The sequence below is a fragment of the Tabrizicola sp. genome, assembly GCF_041919135.1.
In the GTDB taxonomy this organism is placed as follows: domain Bacteria; phylum Pseudomonadota; class Alphaproteobacteria; order Rhodobacterales; family Rhodobacteraceae; genus Tabrizicola.
The window spans coordinates 1-19,899 of the sequence record NZ_JAYRUJ010000005.1 but is presented as its reverse complement, the minus strand read 5'-3'; the positions used below and the strand labels follow the sequence as shown (position 1 = coordinate 19,899).

At 67.0% G+C, this 19,899-nt stretch carries 21 protein-coding genes; 12 read left to right on the top strand and 9 right to left on the bottom strand.

The window, feature by feature from the left end:
- The first annotated feature begins 20 nt into the window (after positions 1-20).
- Positions 21-1,283, top strand: coding sequence for an MFS transporter (locus ACE3UA_RS05315; RefSeq protein ID WP_374643276.1), 1,263 nt, complete (start codon positions 21-23; stop codon positions 1,281-1,283).
- On the opposite strand, the gene ACE3UA_RS05310 is transcribed toward ACE3UA_RS05315, so the two are convergent.
- Positions 1,258-2,922: an acyl-CoA dehydrogenase family protein gene (locus tag ACE3UA_RS05310; protein WP_374643274.1), complete on the bottom strand. Its 1,665-nt coding sequence runs from the start codon at positions 2,920-2,922 to the stop codon at positions 1,258-1,260. The two genes, ACE3UA_RS05315 and ACE3UA_RS05310, sit on opposite strands and share 26 nt — an antisense overlap.
- A gap of 189 nt (positions 2,923-3,111) precedes the next feature.
- Positions 3,112-4,722 (bottom strand): phosphoenolpyruvate carboxykinase, encoded by a 1,611-nt coding sequence (locus ACE3UA_RS05305; protein ID WP_374643273.1) that lies wholly within the window; start codon positions 4,720-4,722, stop codon positions 3,112-3,114.
- A 348-nt stretch (positions 4,723-5,070) separates the two neighbouring features.
- Between ACE3UA_RS05305 and ACE3UA_RS05300 the strand changes: the two genes are divergently transcribed.
- From ACE3UA_RS05300 to ACE3UA_RS05265, 8 genes are all read left to right on the top strand, one after another.
- On the top strand, positions 5,071-5,772 hold the full coding sequence (locus ACE3UA_RS05300) for a response regulator transcription factor (protein WP_197647267.1): 702 nt from the start codon (positions 5,071-5,073) through the stop codon (positions 5,770-5,772).
- A gap of 14 nt (positions 5,773-5,786) precedes the next feature.
- Complete coding sequence (locus ACE3UA_RS05295) at positions 5,787-7,484, top strand: ATP-binding protein (protein ID WP_374643271.1); 1,698 nt, start codon at positions 5,787-5,789, stop codon at positions 7,482-7,484.
- Entirely contained in the window at positions 7,481-7,897 is a 417-nt protein-coding gene (locus ACE3UA_RS05290) for an HPr kinase/phosphorylase (RefSeq protein WP_374643269.1), read from the top strand. The genes ACE3UA_RS05295 and ACE3UA_RS05290 overlap by 4 nt, the downstream gene beginning before the upstream one ends.
- A gap of 22 nt (positions 7,898-7,919) precedes the next feature.
- A complete protein-coding gene (gene rapZ / locus ACE3UA_RS05285) occupies positions 7,920-8,825 on the top strand; it encodes an RNase adapter RapZ (protein WP_374643550.1) in 906 nt (301 codons plus the stop codon).
- Positions 8,822-9,217 carry a PTS sugar transporter subunit IIA gene (locus tag ACE3UA_RS05280; protein WP_374643267.1) on the top strand — a complete coding sequence of 132 codons (396 nt, stop codon included), beginning with the start codon at positions 8,822-8,824 and terminating at the stop codon, positions 9,215-9,217. The genes rapZ and ACE3UA_RS05280 overlap by 4 nt, the downstream gene beginning before the upstream one ends.
- Positions 9,218-9,220: 3 nt before the next feature.
- Positions 9,221-9,487 (top strand): HPr family phosphocarrier protein, encoded by a 267-nt coding sequence (locus ACE3UA_RS05275; protein WP_374643265.1) that lies wholly within the window; start codon positions 9,221-9,223, stop codon positions 9,485-9,487.
- 48 nt (positions 9,488-9,535) lie between these two features.
- Positions 9,536-10,420 carry a lysophospholipid acyltransferase family protein gene (locus ACE3UA_RS05270; protein WP_374643263.1) on the top strand — a complete coding sequence of 295 codons (885 nt, stop codon included), beginning with the start codon at positions 9,536-9,538 and terminating at the stop codon, positions 10,418-10,420.
- Between the two features lie 91 nt (positions 10,421-10,511).
- Positions 10,512-11,006 (top strand): GNAT family N-acetyltransferase, encoded by a 495-nt coding sequence (locus ACE3UA_RS05265; protein ID WP_374643261.1) that lies wholly within the window; start codon positions 10,512-10,514, stop codon positions 11,004-11,006.
- A gap of 16 nt (positions 11,007-11,022) precedes the next feature.
- Here ACE3UA_RS05265 and ACE3UA_RS05260 read toward each other — a convergent pair whose 3' ends face one another.
- Positions 11,023-11,898, bottom strand: a complete 876-nt coding sequence (locus ACE3UA_RS05260; RefSeq protein ID WP_374643259.1) for a 3-hydroxybutyryl-CoA dehydrogenase — start codon at positions 11,896-11,898, stop codon at positions 11,023-11,025.
- 158 nt (positions 11,899-12,056) lie between these two features.
- On the opposite strand from ACE3UA_RS05260, the gene ACE3UA_RS05255 reads away from it, so the two are divergent.
- Positions 12,057-12,785: a DUF6473 family protein gene (locus ACE3UA_RS05255; RefSeq protein ID WP_374643257.1), complete on the top strand. Its 729-nt coding sequence runs from the start codon at positions 12,057-12,059 to the stop codon at positions 12,783-12,785.
- Positions 12,786-12,842: 57 nt separating this feature from the next.
- Here ACE3UA_RS05255 and ACE3UA_RS05250 read toward each other — a convergent pair whose 3' ends face one another.
- The 6 genes from ACE3UA_RS05250 to ACE3UA_RS05225 form a co-directional block, all read right to left on the bottom strand.
- Positions 12,843-13,769 (bottom strand): electron transfer flavoprotein subunit alpha/FixB family protein, encoded by a 927-nt coding sequence (locus ACE3UA_RS05250; RefSeq protein WP_374643255.1) that lies wholly within the window; start codon positions 13,767-13,769, stop codon positions 12,843-12,845.
- Positions 13,769-14,530, bottom strand: coding sequence for an electron transfer flavoprotein subunit beta/FixA family protein (locus ACE3UA_RS05245; RefSeq protein ID WP_374643253.1), 762 nt, complete (start codon positions 14,528-14,530; stop codon positions 13,769-13,771). Before ACE3UA_RS05245 ends, ACE3UA_RS05250 begins: the two co-directional genes overlap by 1 nt.
- Positions 14,531-14,772: 242 nt before the next feature.
- A complete protein-coding gene (locus tag ACE3UA_RS05240; protein WP_374643251.1) occupies positions 14,773-15,345 on the bottom strand; it encodes a cob(I)yrinic acid a,c-diamide adenosyltransferase in 573 nt (190 codons plus the stop codon).
- 13 nt (positions 15,346-15,358) lie between these two features.
- Entirely contained in the window at positions 15,359-15,562 is a 204-nt protein-coding gene (locus ACE3UA_RS05235) for a twin transmembrane helix small protein (protein ID WP_374643249.1), read from the bottom strand.
- A gap of 104 nt (positions 15,563-15,666) precedes the next feature.
- Entirely contained in the window at positions 15,667-16,491 is an 825-nt protein-coding gene (locus tag ACE3UA_RS05230) for an SDR family oxidoreductase (RefSeq protein WP_374643247.1), read from the bottom strand.
- A 6-nt stretch (positions 16,492-16,497) separates the two neighbouring features.
- Entirely contained in the window at positions 16,498-17,127 is a 630-nt protein-coding gene (locus ACE3UA_RS05225; RefSeq protein ID WP_374643245.1) for an SH3 domain-containing protein, read from the bottom strand.
- 145 nt (positions 17,128-17,272) lie between these two features.
- Between ACE3UA_RS05225 and parC the strand changes: the two genes are divergently transcribed.
- Together parC and ACE3UA_RS05215 are read left to right on the top strand one after the other, a co-directional pair.
- Positions 17,273-19,585 (top strand): DNA topoisomerase IV subunit A, encoded by a 2,313-nt coding sequence (gene parC / locus ACE3UA_RS05220; RefSeq protein ID WP_374643243.1) that lies wholly within the window; start codon positions 17,273-17,275, stop codon positions 19,583-19,585.
- A gap of 187 nt (positions 19,586-19,772) precedes the next feature.
- On the top strand, positions 19,773-19,899 hold a 127-nt coding region (locus ACE3UA_RS05215; protein WP_242070362.1), incomplete at its 3' end, for a GTP-binding protein.

Here is a 19,899-nt window from a genome sequence, read left to right as displayed (position 1 = left end):
TCCGCCGTCGAACTCGCTGCATGGCCACCCGTTACCTGCCCCTGGCGCTGAAACATTCCCCCACCCCCCGGATCGAGCATTTCGCGCTTCTGGCCGGGCTGGACGCGACGATCCGCGGGACTCTGGTCTCGACCATGCCGCTGGTGGTCTATGACGCGCTGGGCGATGCGCAATCGACCTCGGTCGCGTTCTTCATCGCGGGAATCGTGGCGCTGGTCTGGGGGCTGATGGTGCCCTGGGCCACCCGCCGGATCCCGAGGCGCTGGGTCTATAGCGGGGGCGTGGCGCTGTATCTTGTCGGCAACGGGCTTGGCGCGATCGGGACGGTATGGTCGGTGCCGCTGGCGCTGATCTGCAATGCCATGGCGACGGTGACGATCTTCGTCTGCCTGAACGCCTATGTGCTGGATTACGTCGACCGCGCGAACCTGGGCCGGAGCCAGTCGGTGCAGATGGCCTATGCGGCGGGGGCCTGGACCATCGGGCCGATGGCGGGGGTCTGGCTGTATCACCAGTGGCACGCACTGCCCTTCCTCGTGGCCGGGGGCTTTTCGCTGGTGCAGATGACCTGTTTCTGGATCCTGCGGCTGGGCAATGGCAAGCAGATCGCCCGCGCCAAGCGGCCGACGGTCAATCCGCTGGGCTATCTGGGCCGCTTCTTCAGCCAGCCGCGCCTGATCGCGGGCTGGACCTTCGCGGTGATGCGCAGTTGCGGCTGGTGGGTCTATGTCGTCTACCTGCCGATCTTCTGCATCGAGGCGGGGCTGGGCGACAAGGTGGGCGGCATCGCGCTGTCGGTGTCCAACGCGCTGCTGTTCGCCGCGCCCGCGCTGAACCGGCTGGCGCGGAGGCTTTCGGTCCGCCGCTCGGTCCGGCTGGCCTTCGGGATCTGCGGGCTGCTGTTCCTGGCGGCCGGCCTGATCTCGGCCTTGCCCTGGGCCACGGTGGCGCTGGTCATGCTGGCCTCGGGCTTCCTGGTGATGCTGGATGCGGTGGGCGGGCTGCCCTTCCTGATGTCGGTCAAGCCTTCGGAGCGGACCGAGATGTCGGCGGTCTATTCCAGCTTCCGCGATGTCTCGGGCATCCTGACGCCGGGGGCGGCCTGGCTGGTGCTGTTCGTCGCACCGCTGCCGGGGATATTCGTCGCGGCGGCGGTGGGGTTGTTGTCCTCCTGGGCCATTGCGGGGCGGTTGCATCCCCGCCTTGGCGTGGCGCGCCCGTCGCGCGGCGGGGGGCAGCCCCCCGGCCCGGGGGCCATCACTCCAGCAGGCGCCGGGCGATGACCTGGGCCTGAATCTCGGCCGCGCCCTCGAAGATGTTCAGGATGCGCGCGTCGCAGAGGATGCGGCTGATCCGGTATTCCAGCGCGAAACCGTTGCCGCCGTGGATCTGCAGCGCATTGTCGGCGGCGGCCCAGGCCACGCGGGCGCCGAGGAGCTTGGCCATGCCCGCCTCCAGGTCGCAGCGCTTGTCGTGGTCCTTCTGCCAGGCGGAGAAATAGGTGAGCTGGCGCGCGACCATGATCTCGACCGCCATCATCGCCAGCTTCCCGGCGACGCGCGGGAATTCGATCAGCGACTTGCCGAACTGCTTGCGGTCCTCGGCATATTGCATGCCGGTTTCCAGCGCCGATTGCGCCACGCCGATCGCGCGGGCGGCGGTCTGGATGCGGGCGCTCTCGAAGGTCTGCATCAGCTGCTTGAAGCCCTGGCCCTCGACGCCGCCCAGGATATTCTCGCCCTTGACGCGGAAATCGTCGAAATTGACGGTGTATTCCTTCATGCCCCGGTAGCCCAGCACCTCGATCTCGCCGCCGGAGAGGCCGGGATCGACGAAGGGCGTCTCATCGGTGCCGGGGGTCTTTTCCGCCAGGAACATCGAGAGGCCGCGATAGTCGCTGGTGCCCTCGACGCTGCGGGCCAGCACGGTCATCACATGGGTCCGGGCGGCATGGGTGATCCAGGTCTTGTTGCCGGTGATCACCCAGTCCTCGCCGTCCTTGCGCGCCCGGGTGCGCAGGCTGCCGAGGTCGGAGCCGGTGTTCGGCTCGGTGAAGACGGCGGTCGGCAGGATCGCGCCCGAGGCGAGGCCGGGAAGCCATTTCGCCTTCTGCTCGTCGGTGCCGCCGCAGAGGATCAGCTCGGCCGCGATCTCGCTGCGGGTGCCGAGGGAGCCGACGCCGATGTAGCCGCGGCTGAGTTCCTCGGAGACGACGACCATGCTGGCCTTGGACAGGCCGAAGCCGCCGTAGGATTCGGGGATGGTCAGGCCGAAGACGCCCATCTCGGCCAGTTCGGTGATCACCTCCATCGGGATCAGCTCGTCCTTCAGGTGCCAGTCATGCGCGCGGGGGATGACCTTCTCGTCGGCATAGCGGCGGAACTGGTCGCGGATCATCTCCAGCTCCTCGTCCAGCCCGGTGCCGCCGAAGGTCGCGCGGCCGTGGTTGTCGCGCATGAGCGCCACCAGCGCGGCGCGCGCCTCGGGCGTGTTGCCCGCGGCCATCAGCTGCGCTGCGGCATCGCCGGGGGTCCAGCCGAGGCCGAGGTCGGAGAGGCGGGCAAGCTCGCCCTGGCTCATCGGGATGCCGCCGGCGATCTGGCTGAGATATTCGCCGAAGCCGATCTGCAGGATCAGCGCCTCCATCGCGCCGAACTGGCCTGCCTCGTCCAGCCGGCCGGCCCAGGCCGACAGCTGCCGCAGCGATTCGACGTAAGTGGCCAGCCAGGCAAGCGCATGGGCCTGGAACTGCCGTTCCTCCAGCGCCGTGGCCGAGACCTTGCCGCTGATCGTGACCCCGGCCTTCAGCCCGTCGCGGCCTTGGGTGAACAGGGCCTCGACCTCGGGCAGGGCGGCGCTTGCCAGGGCGCGGAGATCGGCAAGGATCGGGGTCTGGGTCATGGCCTGTCCATCATGCGGCATCGGAAAGCTCCACGGATTCTGCACTTGCGAAGAGGTAGGGCCTTTGCGACGGCAGCGCAACAAGATTTCGCCGCAACCCGGTGCGGCGAATGAATGTGTCGCGATGGAATCGGGGGCGCTCGTCGATGCACTTCGTGCACTCCTAGCCGGCGTCAGGCCGACGAGGAGACGCAGTCGAACGAGGAGGGGTCAGCCGATGGCGGCGGCTTTCACATCGGCGTCGATGAAGGGCACATACTGGGCGAAGTTCTTCTGGAACATGCCGACCAGCTTGGCCGCCTGCGCGTCATAGGCGGCCGGATCGGCCCAGGTCGAGCGCGGGTCGAGCAGCGCGGAATCGACGCCCGGCACCGCGACCGGGACCTCGAAGCCGAAGTTCTTGTCCTTGCGGAAGGTGACCGTGTTCAGCGAACCGTCCAGCGCCGCCGACAGGAGCGCCCGCGTCGCCTTGATCGGCATCCGCTTGCCGGTGCCATAGGCCCCGCCGGTCCAGCCGGTGTTGACCAGCCAGCAGGTCGCGCCGTGCTGCAGGATCTTCTCCTGCAGGAGCTTGCCATAGACCTCGGGGCGGCGCGGCATGAAGGGGGCGCCGAAGCAGGTCGAGAAGGTGGGCTGCGGCTCGGTGATCCCGCGCTCGGTCCCGGCGGCCTTGGAGGTGAAGCCGGAGAGGAAGTGATACATCGCCTGCGCCGGCGACAGCCGGGCGATCGGAGGCAGCACGCCGAAGGCATCGCAGGTCAGCATCACGACATGGCGCGGATGGCCGCCAAGCCCGGTGGCCGAGGCGTTGGAGATCGCCTCCAGCGGATAGGCGCAGCGGGTGTTCTCGGTCAGGCTGCGGTCGGAGAAGTCGAGGACCAGAGTCTCGGGGTCGTAGACCATGTTCTCGACCACGGTGCCGAAGCGGTGCGTGGTGGCATAGATCTCGGGCTCGGCCTCGGCCGACAGGTCGATGGTCTTGGCGTAGCAGCCGCCCTCGAAGTTGAAGACGCCCTCGTCGGACCAGCCGTGTTCGTCATCGCCGATCAGCGTGCGGTCGGGCGAGGCAGAGAGCGTGGTCTTGCCGGTGCCGGACAGCCCGAAGAACACCGCCGAATCCTCGGGCTGGCCGATGGCGTGGTTGGCGCTGCAATGCATGGCCATCACGTTCTTGCCGGGCAGGATGTAGTTCAGGATGGTGAAGACCGATTTCTTGTTCTCGCCGGCATAGGCGGTGTTGCCGATCAGAATGGTCTTTTCGTCGAAGTTCAGCGCGATCACCGTATCGGTGCGGCAGCCGTGCCGGGCCGGGTCGGCCTTGAACGAGGGGAGGTTGATGATCGTCCATTCCGGGGTGAACCCGTCCAGTTCCCCGCGCGAGGGGCGGCGCAGCAGGTGGCGGATGAAGAGGCCGTGCCAGGCCAGTTCCGTCACCACGCGCACGTCCAGCCGGTGCGCCGGATTGGCCCCGGCATAGAGGTCCTGCACGAAAAGCTCGCGTCCCTTCACATGCTCCAGCATGTCGGCCTTCAGGGTGGCGAAGGCCTCGGGCGTCATCGGGGCGTTGTTTTCCCACCAGATCGTGTTTTCGGTGCCGGGGGTGCGGACCACGAACTTGTCCTTGGGCGAGCGCCCGGTGAACTGCCCCGTCGAGCAGAGGAAGGCGCCGCCCAGGCCCAGGCGACCTTCGCCCCGTGCGACCGCCGCCTCGACCAGCGCCGCCTCGACATAGTTGTAGTGGGCGACCGCCACACCCTTGATGCCTTGGTGCGAGAGAGTCTGGTCGGGATTCACGCGTCCGACGGTGGTTTCCTGGGTCATCCTGCTAGCTCCGAGGGGCCGCGGCGTAATTGCGGCGGCGGTTCGTTCAACGGCATCCGGGCCTGGGGGATGCCTCGGACAAGCGATGGTGGGGCCTGTCCGTAACGGCGCTATACCATGATGGTTCCTTTGTAGAACAGCACGTTTTCAACGCGTTAGCGCAATCATTCCGGGGTTAGCGCCACCAACCCGGAAAGCGTTCCGGCGGCGCGGGGGATGGCGGCGAATTTGTCACCCTCGCGCGGTCTTGTGCGCGGCTGATTCGCTTTCCTGTTGATTATCCGACACGCCGCCCCAACAATCCGACGAAAATGCATAAGGCAGCAGCAGTTACCGGGAGGCTCGAAGATGTCGCGCATCGCCCTCGTGGACGACGACAGGAACATTCTCACGTCGGTCGCCATGACCCTTGAGGCCGAGGGCTTCGAGGTCGAGACCTATAACGACGGCCAGTCGGCGCTGGAGGCATTCAACCGCCGTATGCCGGACATGGCGGTCCTGGACATCAAGATGCCCCGGATGGACGGCATGGACCTGTTGCAGCGGATGCGGCAGAAGACCTCGATCCCGGTGATCTTCCTGACCTCGAAGGACGACGAGATCGACGAGGTGCTGGGCCTGCGCATGGGCGCGGACGATTACGTCAAGAAGCCTTTCAGCCAGCGCCTGCTGGTGGAGCGCATCCGCGCGCTCTTGCGCCGGCAGGAGGCGATCAGCACCGGCGAGGCGGCGGCGACCGAGGAAACCCGGATGATGGAGCGCGGGGCGCTGCGGATGGATCCCTTGCGCCATTCGGTGACCTGGAAGGGGCGCGAGGTGTCGCTGACCGTGACCGAGTTCCTGCTGTTGCAGGCGCTGGCGCAGCGGCCGGGATTCGTGAAAAGCCGCGACCAGCTGATGGACGTGGCCTATGACGACCAGGTCTATGTCGACGACCGCACCATCGACAGCCACATCAAGCGGTTGCGCAAGAAGATGCGGTCGGTGGACGACACCTTCACCGCGATCGAGACGCTTTACGGCATCGGCTACCGCTACAACGAAGAGTGACGCGGACAGCGCCCATGACCTCGGCCCAAAGGATCGCCAGTACGGAGGTTTACCGACCGAAACGCTCGGGCGACGTGCTTTTGGGCGAGGACTGGGTCTCGCCCGATGCCACGGTCGAGCGGCTGAAGGAAGGGCGCAGCGGGCGCAGCATCGTCGCGCTGAACCGCTCGCCGCTGGCGCGCAAGATCGTCGTCTTCAACCTGATGGCGCTGGTCATGCTGGTGATCGGCGTCCTGTTCATGAACCCGTTCCGCGACAGCCTGGCCTTGCAGCGCCAGCAGGGCATGACCCGCCAGGCCGAGCTGATCGCCAAGGTCTACGAGAGCCAGCTGCGCCCCGGCAGCGCCGGCTTCGACTTCCGCATGGCGCTGGAGGAAATCAAGGTCGACCCGGTGATCGAGATCTTCGTCTTCGATCCGACCGGGCGGCTGCTGGCCTCCAAGGTGGGGCAAGGAACCGAGACGCTGGTCGTCGATCCGGCAAAGCCCACGATCCTGGCCGATTTCCTGGAGGGCGTCTGGAATTCCGTCACCCTGGTCCTGCGTCAGGGCAGCAGCATCCGCACCGAGACCATCGATGCGGCGCACAAGGCCGAAGGCGCGGTCAGGGGTGCGCTGAAAGGCGAAAGCGTCAGCCACATCACCCGCGACAGCGAGGGCAGCCTGTTCTTCTCGGTTGCCTCGCCGATCCGGGTCGGCGGCGATGTGGTGGGGGCGGTGGCGCTGACCTCGAACTCGGTCGAGATCGACCGGCTGGTGCGCTATGAGCGCGAGCAGATCCTGCAGGTCTTCCTGATCGCGCTCGTCGTCTCGATCGGGCTGAGCCTGATGCTGGCCTCGACCATCTCGAACCCGCTTTCCGACCTTGCCGCCGCGGCCGAACTGGGGCGTGACCGCGACACCCGCCGGGTGGCGCCGTCCCGGGTGCGGATCCCCGACCTTGCCGCGCGGCCGGACGAGATCGGGCGGCTTTCGGTCGCCATGCGGGGCATGGTCTCGGCGCTGTATGACCGGATCGACGCCAACGAGCAGTTCGCCGCCGATGTGGCGCACGAGATCAAGAACCCGCTGGCCAGCCTGCGCTCGGCCGTAGGCTCGCTGCGCTTTGTCAGGAAAGAGGAGCAGCGGGAAAAGCTTCTGGACGTGATCGAGCATGACGTCCGCCGCCTGGACCGGCTGGTCAGCGACATCTCCAACGCCTCGCGGCTGGACAGCGAACTGGTGAAGGAGGAGGAGGAGGAGTTCAACCTGCTGAAAACCCTCTCGAACCTTTGCCAGTATCTCAGCCAGCAGGCGGGCGAGAAGGGGGTGGATTTCATCATCGACCTGCCGGCCGACCCGATTGCGATCCACGGGCTCGAGGCGCGGCTGGCGCAGGTCTTCGTGAATCTCGTGACCAACGCGATTTCCTTCTGCGATGACGGCGACGCCGTCCGCGTGTGGGCCCGCCGGCGCGAGAACCGTGTGCTGGTCGTGGTCGAGGATACCGGCCCCGGCATCCCGGAACAGGCCCTGACCAAGGTGTTCAAGCGGTTCTATTCGGAACGCCCGCAGGCCGAGTTCGGCAAGCATTCCGGCCTTGGCCTTGCGATCTCGAAACAGATCGTCGAGGCGCATGGCGGGGTGATCTGGGCCGAGAACATCCGCCCCACCGCCGCCGATCCGGCCTCGGAGCCGCTGGGCGCGCGCTTTGTCGTCGGCCTGCCGGTGTGAGCGAGATCCTTCATGCCAGCTGTGTCGCGCTGGACGGGCGCGGGCTGCTGATCCTGGGGCCCTCCGGCGCAGGCAAGTCGGCGCTGGCGCTGCGGCTGATGGCGCATGGCGCGAGGCTGGTGGCCGATGACCGGACCGAGGTCGCGGTGGAGGCGGGCCGCCTGGTCGCCCGCTGCCCGGCCCCGCTCAGGGGCCTGATCGAGGCGCGGGGGGTGGGCCTGCTGCGCGCGCCGCCGCTGGACGAGGCCGGGATCGTGCTGGTCGCGGACCTGGGCCAGGTCGAGGAACACCGCCTGCCGCCCCGGCGCAGCATCACAATCCTGGGATGCGAGGCCGAGCTTGTGCTGCAGGTGCCGAATGACCATTTCACCGCTGCCCTGATGCTTTATCTTCAGCATGGACGGCAGGCTTGACCCTGCCACGGACCGAAGGATGATGCCCGAACCCGACCACCGCCTGATCCTTGTCACCGGACCCTCTGGCGCCGGGCGGACGACGGCCATCCGCGTGCTTGAGGATCTCGGCTATGAAGGGATCGACAATATCCCGCTGTCGCTGGTCCCGCGCCTGATCGAAGGCTCGCCGCTGGGACGGCCGATCTCGCTGGGCCTTGACGTGCGCAACCGCGACTTCAATGCCACCGCCCTGATCGAGCTGATCGACCGCCTGACCCGCAATCCCCGCGTCATGCTGGAGATCCTGTATCTGGACTGCGCGCCGGGGGTGCTGATCCAACGCTTCTCGGAAACCCGCCGCCGCCATCCGCTGGCCCCGTCCGATACCCCGGCGCAGGGGGTGGAGCGCGAGCTTGACCTGCTTGCCCCGATCCGCGCCCGTGCCGATCACCTGATCGACACGACCGACCTGACCCAGCACGACCTGAAGGCCGATCTCGCCGCGCTGTTCGACATCATGCCCTCGGGGCGGCTGTCGGTCTCGGTCCAGTCCTTCAGCTACAAGCGCGGCATCCCGCGCGGCGTGGACATGATCTTCGACTGCCGCTTCCTGACGAATCCGCATTGGGTGACCGAACTGAGCCCGCTGGACGGGCGCGACCCGCAGGTGGCCGCCTATGTCCGCAGCGACCCGCGCTTTGCCGAGTTCTTCCAGAGGTTGCGGGACTTGTTGCTGTTTCTGCTTCCGGCGCATCTCGATGAGGGCAAGGCGCATCTGACCATCGGCTTTGGCTGTACCGGAGGGCAACACCGCTCTGTCGCCGTCACCGAAATGATGGCCAATGCGCTTGCAGAAAAGGGCTGGGCGGTGTCAAAACGTCACCGGGAACTGGAACGCAGGGGCGCAGTCGCGCAGTCCGAGGCAATGAGGGTGGCAGGCGCGTGATCGGCATCGTGATCGTGGCACATGGCGGTCTGGCGCGGGAATATCTCTCGGCGGTCGAGCATGTGGTCGGCAAGCAGGACGGCGTCCGTGCGATCGCGATCGAGGATGACCACGACCGCGTGGCCAAACAGGCCGAGATCTGCGCCGCCGCCGATGCCGTCGACACCGGGCAGGGCGTGGTGCTGGTCACCGACATGTTCGGGGGCTCGCCCTCGAACCTGTCGCTGCCGGCCTGCGCCACCACGGGCCGCCGCATCCTTTACGGCGCGAACCTGCCGATGCTGATCAAGCTGGCCAAGTCGCGCGACATGCCCGTTCCCGACGCGGTGGCCGCCGCTCTGGATGCGGGCCGCAAATACATCAACGCACTCGATCTTGGTGGCGGGGCCTGACGCATGACGCGCACTTTCCGTATCGTGAACGAAAAGGGCCTGCATGCCCGGGCCAGCGCGAAATTCGTCGAGGTGGTCGAATCCCACGACGCCCAGGCCTCGGTCGCCCGCGACGGGATGGAGGTCTCGGGCGATTCGATCATGGGCCTCTTGATGCTGGGCGCCTCGCGCGGGACGACCATCGACGTCACGACCTCGGGCGCCGAGGCGGTGAAACTCGCCGATGCGCTGGAGGCCCTTGTTGCGGCCCGGTTCGGAGAGGACTATTGAGCGATGATGCCGCGACTCTGTCGCGGCGCCTCCGGGGATAGCCGTTTCGTGACCGACCATAGCCAGATTGCCACCGACTCGCCGCGATCTGCGGTGGATCGGGCCGACCGCCCGTATGACATGCGGCGGCTCAGCTATGCCGGCACGTTCAAGAATCCCTTCAAGGCCGGGACGATCCGCGCGATCGAATGGGCGACGGCCAAGGTCCAGCTTCTGCGGCTGATCCGCAGCTTCGAGAAATCCGGCGCCCCGTTCGGCGCGCCGTTCTGGCCCAAGGCGATCCGCCACATGGGCATCCGCATCGAGACCCCGCCCGAGGAGATCGCGCGCATCCCGGCGACCGGGCCGCTGGTCGTGGTCTCGAACCACCCCTCGGGCCTGGTGGACGGCATGGTGCTGGCCGAGATGGTCACCCGCGTCCGGTCGGATTTCAAGATCCTGACCCGCTCGCTGCTGACCGGGATCCCCGAGGTCGAGGAGTTCATGATCCCCGTCCCCTTCCCGCACGAGGACAATGCCCGCGAACTGGGCTTGCAGATGCGGGAAGAAACGCTGGCGCACCTGAAGGCCGGGGGGGTGATCATCCTGTTCCCGGCGGGCAAGGTCGCGATGTCCGAAGGCTGGTGGGGCCCGGCGGTGGAAGGCGAGTGGAACGTCTTCACCCACAAGATCGTCCGGTCCACCGGGGCGACGATCCTGCCGGTCTATTTCCCCGGCCAGAACTCCCGCGCCTTCCAGATCGCAAACCAGTTGTCGGATACGGTGCGGCAGGGGTTGCTGCTCTATGAAATCAAGCGGTGCCTGTTCAAGCCGACCCGCCCGGTGATCGGCGCACCGATCCCGGCATCGGAACTGAAGAACTGGGAAGGCAACCCGCGGGGGTTCCTGGCGTGGCTGCGCGAGCATACGCTGGCGTTGAAAAATCAGGCGTAGTGTGGGCGCCAACCCACCATCCGACCCCGGAACGGGAAGTACAGATCGTGGGTTGGCACCCACCCCAGTTGCCGCAGGGAGGCAAGACCCCTTGATCGTTCGCGAAGAGTCGGCAGGAGACATTGCCGAAATCCGAAACGTGACCGAAGCGGCCTTCCAGGGCGCGGACCACAGTTCGGGAACGGAAGCGGCGATCATCGATGCGCTGCGCAGTGCCGGAAGACTCACGCTTTCACTGGTTGCAGAAGCGGATGGCCGGATCGTCGGCCATGTCGCGTTCTCTCCCGTCACGATCGCCGGAGAGGACATCGGTTGGTCCGGGCTCGGCCCTGTTTCGGTCCTTCCGCAGATACAGGGCAAGGGCATCGGCGGCGCGCTGATCCGGAATGGCCTTTCCCGCATCAGGTCGGAGGGCTGGAAGGGCTGCGTCGTGGTGGGCGATCCGGCCTATTATCAACGCTTCGGCTTCGCGCCGGAACCGGGCCTCGTCTTCGAGGGCGTTCCGCCAGAATATTTCATGGCATTGACTTTCGCTGGCCCGACGCCATCGGGCAACGTGATCTACGAACCGGCTTTCTATCCTTGAACCGGCGCCGCCAGGGTCACCGTGTCGGCACCGGCACTTCGCCCCGGTAGTCATAAAACCCCCGCTGCGTCTTGCGGCCCAACCACCCCGCCTCGACATACTTCGTCAGCAAAGGACAGGGCCGGTACTTGGTGTCCGCCAGCCCCTCGTGCAGCACGTTCATGATCGCAAGGCAGGTATCCAGCCCGATGAAATCCGCCAGTTCCAGCGGGCCCATCGGGTGGTTGGCCCCGAGCTTCAACGACTCGTCGATGCTCTTCACCGACCCCACGCCTTCGTACAGCGTATAGACCGCCTCGTTGATCATCGGCATCAGGATGCGGTTGACGATGAAGGCCGGGAAATCCTCGGCTGACGCGGCGGTCTTGCCCAGCCGCTTCACCACCTCGTGCAGCGCGTTCCAGGTCGCCTCGTCGGTGGCGATGCCCCGGATCAGCTCCACCAGCTGCATCACCGGCACCGGGTTCATGAAGTGGAAGCCCATGAACTTTTCCGGCCGGTCGGTGCGGGACGCCAGCCGGGTGATGGAAATCGACGAGGTGTTCGAGGTCAGGATCGTCGAGGGCTTCAGATGCGGCAGAAGGTCCTCGAAGATCGCCTGCTTGACCGTCTCGCGTTCCGTGGCGGCCTCGATGATCAGGTCGCACTGGCCCAGGTCGGAGAGTTTCAGCGTGGTCCTGATCCGCTCCAGCGCGGCGCGCTTGTCGGCGGGCAGCACCTTGCCGCGTGCGACCTGGCGCTCGATGTTCCTGTCGATCGTGGCGAGGGCCTTCACCAGGCCCTCCTCCGAGATATCGTTCAGCAGCACCTCGTAGCCGGCCAGCGCAAAGACATGGGCGATGCCGTTGCCCATTTGCCCGGCACCCACGATGCCCACCAGCTTGATCTCCATCGCCCTCACCTCCGCTGCTGCCCCGGTTATGCCCGGCCGATGCCGCCCGCGCAAGGACGGGGAAATCGCTAGACCTTTAGCCAATCGCCCGAATTTAGCCATTCGGCAACCACCCTCTGCCAGCCTTTGCCACGAGAGGGCTGCAATCGGGTGACGGGATGGTTCCAGCGACGGAAATCGGGGCCGAGGATCGGTCCTCCTGCCGCTATGGCGCGTCCCGGACCCTGTTCCGCGGTCCGGCGCGGGATCTTTCGGGTCCCTATCTCGCCATGCTCGGCGGCTCGGCGACCTTCGGCAAAGGCCTGGCCCGGCCCTTCGCCGAGCTGGTGGAGGAGGCCCTGCGCCTGCCGGTCGCGAATCTGGGCGTGGTGAACGGCGGGCCGGATGTCTGGCTGTCCGATCCTGCCGCGCTGGCGGTGGCGCAGGGCGCGCGGCTGGCGGTGGTGCAGGTCACCGGGGCCGAGGGATTGGGCAATCCGCTCTATTCCGTGCACAGCCGCCGCAACGACCGCTTCATTGCCGCCACTCCGGCGCTGCGGGCGCTTTACCCGGGGGTGGAGTTCACCGACATCCATTTCACCCGCCACCTGCTGCAGGTCCTGCGCGACGCCGATCCCCGCCGGTTCCAGACGGTGGTGGGCATCCTGCAGGAGAGCTGGCTGGCCCGGATGCGCGCCTTGCTGGGCCGGCTGCCGCGGCCGCTGCTGCTCTGGCTGGTGGCCGAGGAGCCGCTGTTCATCACCGCGCCGATGATCGAGGCGCTGCGTCCGCTTGCGCCGGCGATCCCCTGCCATGCTGCCGGGGCGGGCTGCCCGCATCCCGGGATCGCGGCAAGGCTGGTCCCGGCGATTCGCGCCGGGCTGGAAACGGCAACGGGGGCCGCCTGACGCGACCCCCGTATCCTTGTTCCGGGTGTAGGGTGGGTGAATCACCCCCCTTGCGGGTCAGAGCTTCTCGATCAGTTCCGGCACGGCGGTGAAGAGGTCGGCGACCAGGCCGTAGTCGGCGACCTGGAAGATCGGGGCCTCTTCGTCCTTGTTGATCGCGACGATGACCTTGGAGTCCTTCATCCCGGCGAGATGCTGGATCGCGCCCGAGATGCCGACGGCGACGTAAAGCTCGGGCGCCACGACCTTGCCGGTCTGGCCGACCTGCCAGTCGTTCGGCGCATAGCCCGAGTCCACCGCCGCGCGGGACGCGCCCACGGCCGCGTTCAGCTTGTCGGCCAGCTTCTCGATCAGCGCGAAGTCGGCCTGTGAGCCAACGCCACGGCCGCCCGAGACCACGATCCCGGCCGAGGTCAGCTCGGGCCGGTCGCTCGACGCCACCTTGTCCTCGACCCAGGAGGACAGGCTGCCGTCGACCGAAGCCGAAACCTTCTCGACCGGGGCCGAGCCGCCCTTGCCGGCGGCGTCGAAGGTCGCGGTGCGGATCGTCAGCACCTTCTTCGCGTCCGAGGTCTTCACCGTCTGGATCGCGTTGCCGGCATAGATCGGCCGGTCGAAGGTCGCCGCGTCATGCACCGCGAGGACTTCCGAGATCACCATCACGTCGAGAAGCGCCGCCACGCGGGGCAGCACCGATTTCGACAGCGCACCCGAGGCGGCCACGATATGCTCGTAATCGCCGGCCAGCGAAACCACCAGCGCGGCGGTGGGTTCCGACAGGCCATGCGCGTAAGTCCCATCCTCGGCCAGCAGCACCTTGGCCACGCCCGCGAGCGTCGCGGCTTCGGCGGCGGCCGCAGCGGCATCCGGACCCGCGACCAGCACCGTCACCGGGCCGAGCGTTTTCACCGCAGTCAGCGCCTTGGCGACCTGATCGGTGGCAAGCGCGCCACCCACGACATCGGCAAGAAGAAGAACGGCCATCAGAGCACCCCCGCTTCGTCTTTCAGTTTCGTGATGAGTTCGTCCACCGAGCCCACCTTCACCCCCGCCTTGCGGCCCGCCGGCTCCACCGTCTTGACGACCGAGAGCCGGGGCGCGACGTCGACGCCGTAGTCGGCCGGAGTCTTGGTCGCCAGCGGCTTGGCCTTGGCCTTCATGATGTTCGGAAGGCTCGCATAGCGCGGCTCGTTCAGGCGCAGGTCGACGGTGATGATCGTCGGCATGCTGACGGTGATCGTCTGCAACCCGCCGTCCACTTCGCGGGTGACTTTCGCGTGGTCGCCCTCGATGACGACTTCCGAGGCGAAGGTGCCCTGCGACCAGCCCAGGAGCGCCGCCAGCATCTGCCCGGTCGCGTTCATGTCGTTGTCGATCGCCTGCTTGCCGCAGAGGACGAGACCCGGCTGTTCCTCCTTGACCACGGCGGCCAGGAGCTTGGCCACCGCCAGGGGCTCGATGTCGGTGTGCACGTCCGAGGCGGCCTCGATCAGGATCGCCCGGTCCGCGCCCATGGCGAGTGCATTGCGCAGCGTCTCCTGCGCCTGCTTGACGCCGATCGAGACGACGACGACCTCGGTCGCCACGCCCTTCTCCTTCAGCCGGATCGCCTCTTCCACCGCGATCTCGTCGAAGGGGTTCATCGACATCTTGACGTTCGCCAGGTCAACGCCAGACCCGTCCGCCTTCACCCGAACCTTCACGTTGTAGTCGATCACCCGCTTGACCGGGACCAGCACCTTCATCGGCCGCACTCCTCATCCGACGCGCCCGGGGGCGCACAAGCTCTCGCCCCGCCAGATAGCGGAAGGCGGCCTGCCGGAACAGAGCAAATGCGACACCTTCAGGCGACAGGACGCCGCGTTTCTGATCGGGGCGGCCGATCAGGGCAGAATGTCGGGAATACTCCTCGAGCACTTCGTGCACTCGTCGTGAGCGATGCGCGAGGAGTGCACGAAGTGCTCGACGAGCAGCGCCTTGCGGCCGTTCAGCGCGTCAGGCCGGGCACCCAGAGGACATCGGCCTTGCCGTCGTCATTGGCGATCCGGCCGGCGACGAAGAACCAGTCGGACAGGCGGTTGAGGTAGTGCACCGCATCCGGGTTCACGTCCTCCTCCGTCGCAAGTTCCACCACCAGCCGCTCGGCCCGGCGGCAGACCGTCCGGCAGAGGTGCAACTGGGCGGCCAGGACCGAGCCGCCGGGCAGGATGAAGCTGCGCAAGGGGGTAAGCCGGTCGTTCATCGCGTCGATCTCGCGCTCCAGCCGGGCGACCTGGGCCTCGATCATGCGCAGGGGGGTGTAGGAGAGCGTCGGGTCCAGATGCCGGTCGGGGGTGCAGAGATCGGCGCCAAGGTCGAAAAGGTCGTTGGAAATGCGCTGCAGCGCCTCGCCGGCCTCGCCTTTCGCATGCAGGCGGGCAAGGCCCACGGTGGCGTTGGTCTCGTCCACGGTGCCATAGGCGCTGACCCGCAGGCTGTGCTTGGCCACCCGCGTGCCGTTGCCAAGCGCGGTTTGCCCGGCATCCCCGGTGCGGGTATAGATTTTCGACAGGACGACCATTCTTTCCTCCGGGTCACGAGCCGCTGCGCAGCCAGGCGAAGGCGACGATCAGCACCACCGCCACGAACTGCACGCCAAGCCGCCAGCGCATGATGCGGTTGGCGTTGCGCTTGTTGAAGTCGCCGCCCCTGGCGAAGGTTCCGATCCCGAACAGCAGGATCGCCAGCACGACCAGGCAGGCCACGGTCGCGAACAGGAACAGCGGGTCGGAAAACATGGGCGCACTCCCTTTGCCCATGATCTAAGCGCGCGGCGGCGGAAAGCGAAGTCAAATTTCTCGAGGAAGAAATCCGGCAAGAATTTTACTTGAAAGTCTTGAGGCTAGCCCTTGGCGATCAACCAGTCCAGCGCACGGGTCGGCAGCACCCGCCGGGCAAGACCCATCAGATGGGTCGGCGTGGTGACGTAATACCGCGCCTTCGGCCGCTTCGCCTCCAGCGCCCGGATCAGGCTTTGCGTCACCGCCGAGGGCGGCAGCTCGAACCTGTCCTTCTTCACCTTCCTGTCGTAAAGCCGCCCGCGCAGCCGCACATATTCCTCGCGCCGGGCCGAGTTTTCCCAGTCGATCCATTGCTCGAAATGCGGGATCGCATTCTCGCGGATCTTCGTGGCGATCGGGCCGGGTTCGATCAGCACGATGTCGATTCCCGTGCCGCGCATCTCGATCCGCAGCACGTCGGTCAGTCCCTCCATCGCGAACTTGGTCGCGACATAGGCGCCGCGCCAGGTCAGCGCGACCAGGCCGAGGACCGAGGAGCAGTTGATGATCCGCCCATGTCCCTGCGCCCGCATCAGCGGAATCACCCGCCGCGTCAGGTCGTGATAGCCGAAGAGGTTGGTCTCGAAGATTTCGCGCAGCGCCCCGCGCGGCAGGTCCTCGACCGCGCCGGGGCAGGCGAAGGCGCCGTTGTTGTAAAGCGCGTCCAGCGTGCCGCCCGTCCGCGCCACCACCTCTGCCACCGCCTCGGCGATGCTGGCCTCATCGGCATAGTCGAGGCGGAAGCTTTCCAGCCCCTCGGCCCGCAGGCGCGCGCAATCGGCCTCTTGCCGACAGGTCGCAAAGACGCGCCAGCCGCGCGCCCGCAGGGTCCGGGCGGCGTTAAGGCCGATGCCCGACGACGAGCCGGTGATCAGGATGGACCGCATGGAAGGTCAGGGCGCCTCGGGGCTGAGGTAGCGCAGCGCGACATAGCCTTCCAGCCCATCGCCCTGAATGATGATTCGGGCCCATTCGCCATCGACATCCTGGACCATCAGCGCAGCCTCGCCATTGGCGAGCTTGCCCAGGATCTCGGCATCGGTCGAGGGAGTGGCCCGCACGTTGACCGAACTTGCGGTGACATAGCGGATCGAATCGTCCCCGGACAGGGCCATGGTTTCGGGGGCCGCGGCTTCGGGGGCGGCAGCTTCGGGCAGCGGGACCCCGGCTTCGCCCGGGACGGGTTCGTTGCCGAAGGAGGCAAGCGAGAAGATCGGCTCCTCCACCGCCGCCACGACCTCCCGGCCCGGCTCGACCTCGACCGCGGGCTTGATCGCGGGGGCAGGGGGGGCGACGGGGGTGGGGGCGGCGGGTTCCGGCGCCAGTGCCGCCAGGGCCGGCGCGGGCTTCGCCACCGGGACGGGGGCTGGCCGGGCCTTCGCCTCGGCTGCGGCCCAGACCTCGTCCAGCCGTCCCTCGGATTGCGCCAGCGCCAGGCCCGGACGCAACTGGCCCCGGTCCTGACCCAGGGTCATCAGGGCGACGAACATGCCCAGGCACAGCAATAAGGTCAGGCGCAACATGGGATTTTCCGGTCTGGCAATTGTCTGGTTCTTAGCACCGTTCGGCCCGCAGGTAGAGTCCAAAACGCATCGCTTGCCAACAGGTTCCGGCCGGGCCGAGAAACCCATCTGGACCGGGCGCGCGGTTTTCCCGTAAAGGACGGGCATGACCACAGATGATGACGAACCCAGGATCGAGGGGCCGGATGGCCTGACCGTCTCGGAACCGCTGTCCCGCGCGATCGGCGAACGCTACCTGACCTATGCGCTGTCGACGATCATGCACCGGGCCCTGCCGGATGCGCGCGACGGGCTGAAGCCGGTCCACCGGCGGATCCTCTGGGCGATGCGGCGGCTGCGGCTGACGCCGACGGGCGGATTCCTGAAGTCGGCCAAGATCAGCGGCGACACGATGGGGGATTTCCACCCGCACGGCGACCAGGCGATCTACGACGCGATGGCGCGTTTGGCGCAGGATTTCAACATGCGCTACCCGCTGGTCGACGGGCAGGGCAACTTCGGCAATATCGACGGCGACAACCCGGCCGCCTCCCGCTATACCGAGGCGCGGGTGACCGCCGCCGCCGAGGCGCTGATGGAAGGGATCGACGAGACCGCCGTCGATTTCCGTCCGAACTATGACGGCCGCCTGGAAGAGCCGGTGGTGCTGCCGGCGGCCTTTCCGAACCTTCTCGCCAACGGCTCCAGCGGCATCGCGGTCGGCATGGCCACCAACATCCCGCCGCACAATCTGGACGAGCTGATCGACGGTTGCCAGGCGCTGCTCGCCGATCCCCAGCTTTCCGACGAGGCGCTGGTCGCGCTGATCCCCGGCCCGGATTTCCCCACCGGCGGCGTGATCGTGGAGCCGCGCGACAGCATCCTGGACGCCTATCGCACCGGCCGCGGCGCCTTCCGCACCCGCGCCAAATGGGAGGTCGAGGACCTGGGCCGCGGCACCTGGCAGATCGTCGTCACCGAGATCCCGTTCCAGGTGCAGAAGTCCAAGCTGATCGAAAAGCTGGCCGAGCTGATCCAGGTGAAGAAGGTCCCCCTCCTTGCCGACGTCCGGGATGAATCGGCCGAGGACATCCGCCTGGTCCTGGAACCCCGCGCCCGCACCGTGGACGCCGAGGTGCTGATGGGCAGCCTGTTCCGGAACTCGGACCTGGAGGTGCGGTTCTCCTTGAACATGAACGTACTGATCGACGGCAAGGTGCCCAAGGTCTGTTCGCTGAAAGAGGTGCTGCGCGCCTTCCTCGACCACCGGCGCGACGTGCTGCAGCGCCGCAGCCAGCACCGGATCCTGAAGATCGACGCGCGGCTGGAAGTGCTGGAGGGCCTGCTGATCGCCTTCCTGAACCTTGACCGCGTGATTGACATTATCCGATACGACAGCGACCCGAAGGCCGCGCTGATGGCCGAGGACTGGTCGAAATCGCACATCCGGGCGATTTCGGAAAAGGATTACCGCCCGCCGGTGCCGGGCCGGGGCCTGCTGACCGAGAACCAGGCCGAAGCGATCCTCAACATGCGCCTGCGGTCCTTGCGGCGGCTCGAGGAGATGGAACTGAACGCCGAACGCGACGCGCTGAAGGCGGAGCGGGCCGATCTGGCCGATCTTCTGGCCAGCGAGAGCCGCCAGTGGCAGCGGATCGGGCAGGAACTGGACGAGGTGCGCAAGCTTTACGGCAAGCAGACCGTGCTCGGCGCACGCCGTTCCCAGTTCGCCGATGCCGCCGAGATCGAGGAAATCCCCTACGAGGCGATGATCGACCGCGAGCCGATCACCGTCATCTGCTCGAAGATGGGCTGGATCCGGGCGATGAAGGGCCATGTCGACCTTGCGGCGGAGCAGAAGTTCAAGGACGGCGACGGCCCCCGCTTCGCCTTCCATGCCGAGACCACCGACAAGATCCTGCTGGTGGCCGAGAACGGCCGGTTCTACACGCTGCTGGGCGCGAACCTTCCCGGCGGCCGCGGCATGGGCGAGCCGGTGCGCCTGATGGTGGACCTGCCGAACGACACCGGGATCACCGACCTCCTGATCTACCGGCCGGGGCAGAAATACCTCATCGCCTCGACCGCCGGCGACGGGTTCGTGGTACCCTCCGAGGAACTGCTGGCGCAGACCAGGGCCGGCAAGGCGGTGCTGACCGTGCGCGACGGGGTGAAGACGGCGGTCTGCGTGGCGATCGCGGGCGACTCGGTCGCCGTGGTGGGCGACAACCGCAAGATGCTGGTTTTTGCACTGTCCGAACTGCCGGAAATGGCCCGGGGCAAGGGTGTGAGGTTGCAGAAGTACAAGGATGGCGGGCTTTCGGACGCCACCACCTTCCCCCGCGCCGAGGGGCTGTCGTGGAAGGATCCGGCCGGGCGGACCCGGACCGAAACCGACCTGGCCGAATGGACCGGGGCAAGGGCGGGTGCCGGCAAGATGGCCCCGCGCGGCTTTCCCCGCGACAACCGCTTCACCTGACGCGGCGGCGCGTCGATGACTTCGTCACTCCTCGCGGATGGTCCGACGAGGCGACGAAGTCGAACGAGGAGGTCTGCCCGTCTGCCCAGCCCGATCAGGCTTGAATTTCCCGCCTCACCGGGCTAAGCCGCCGCGCGTGTAATCAAGGGCCCCACCCGGCCCCTTCTGGACAAGGGCGGAAAGCGCGATGGCGAAGGCAAAGTTTGAACGGACGAAACCGCACGTTAACATCGGGACGATTGGTCACGTTGACCATGGCAAGACGACGCTGACGGCGGCGATCACCAAGTATTTCGGCGACTTCAAGGGCTATG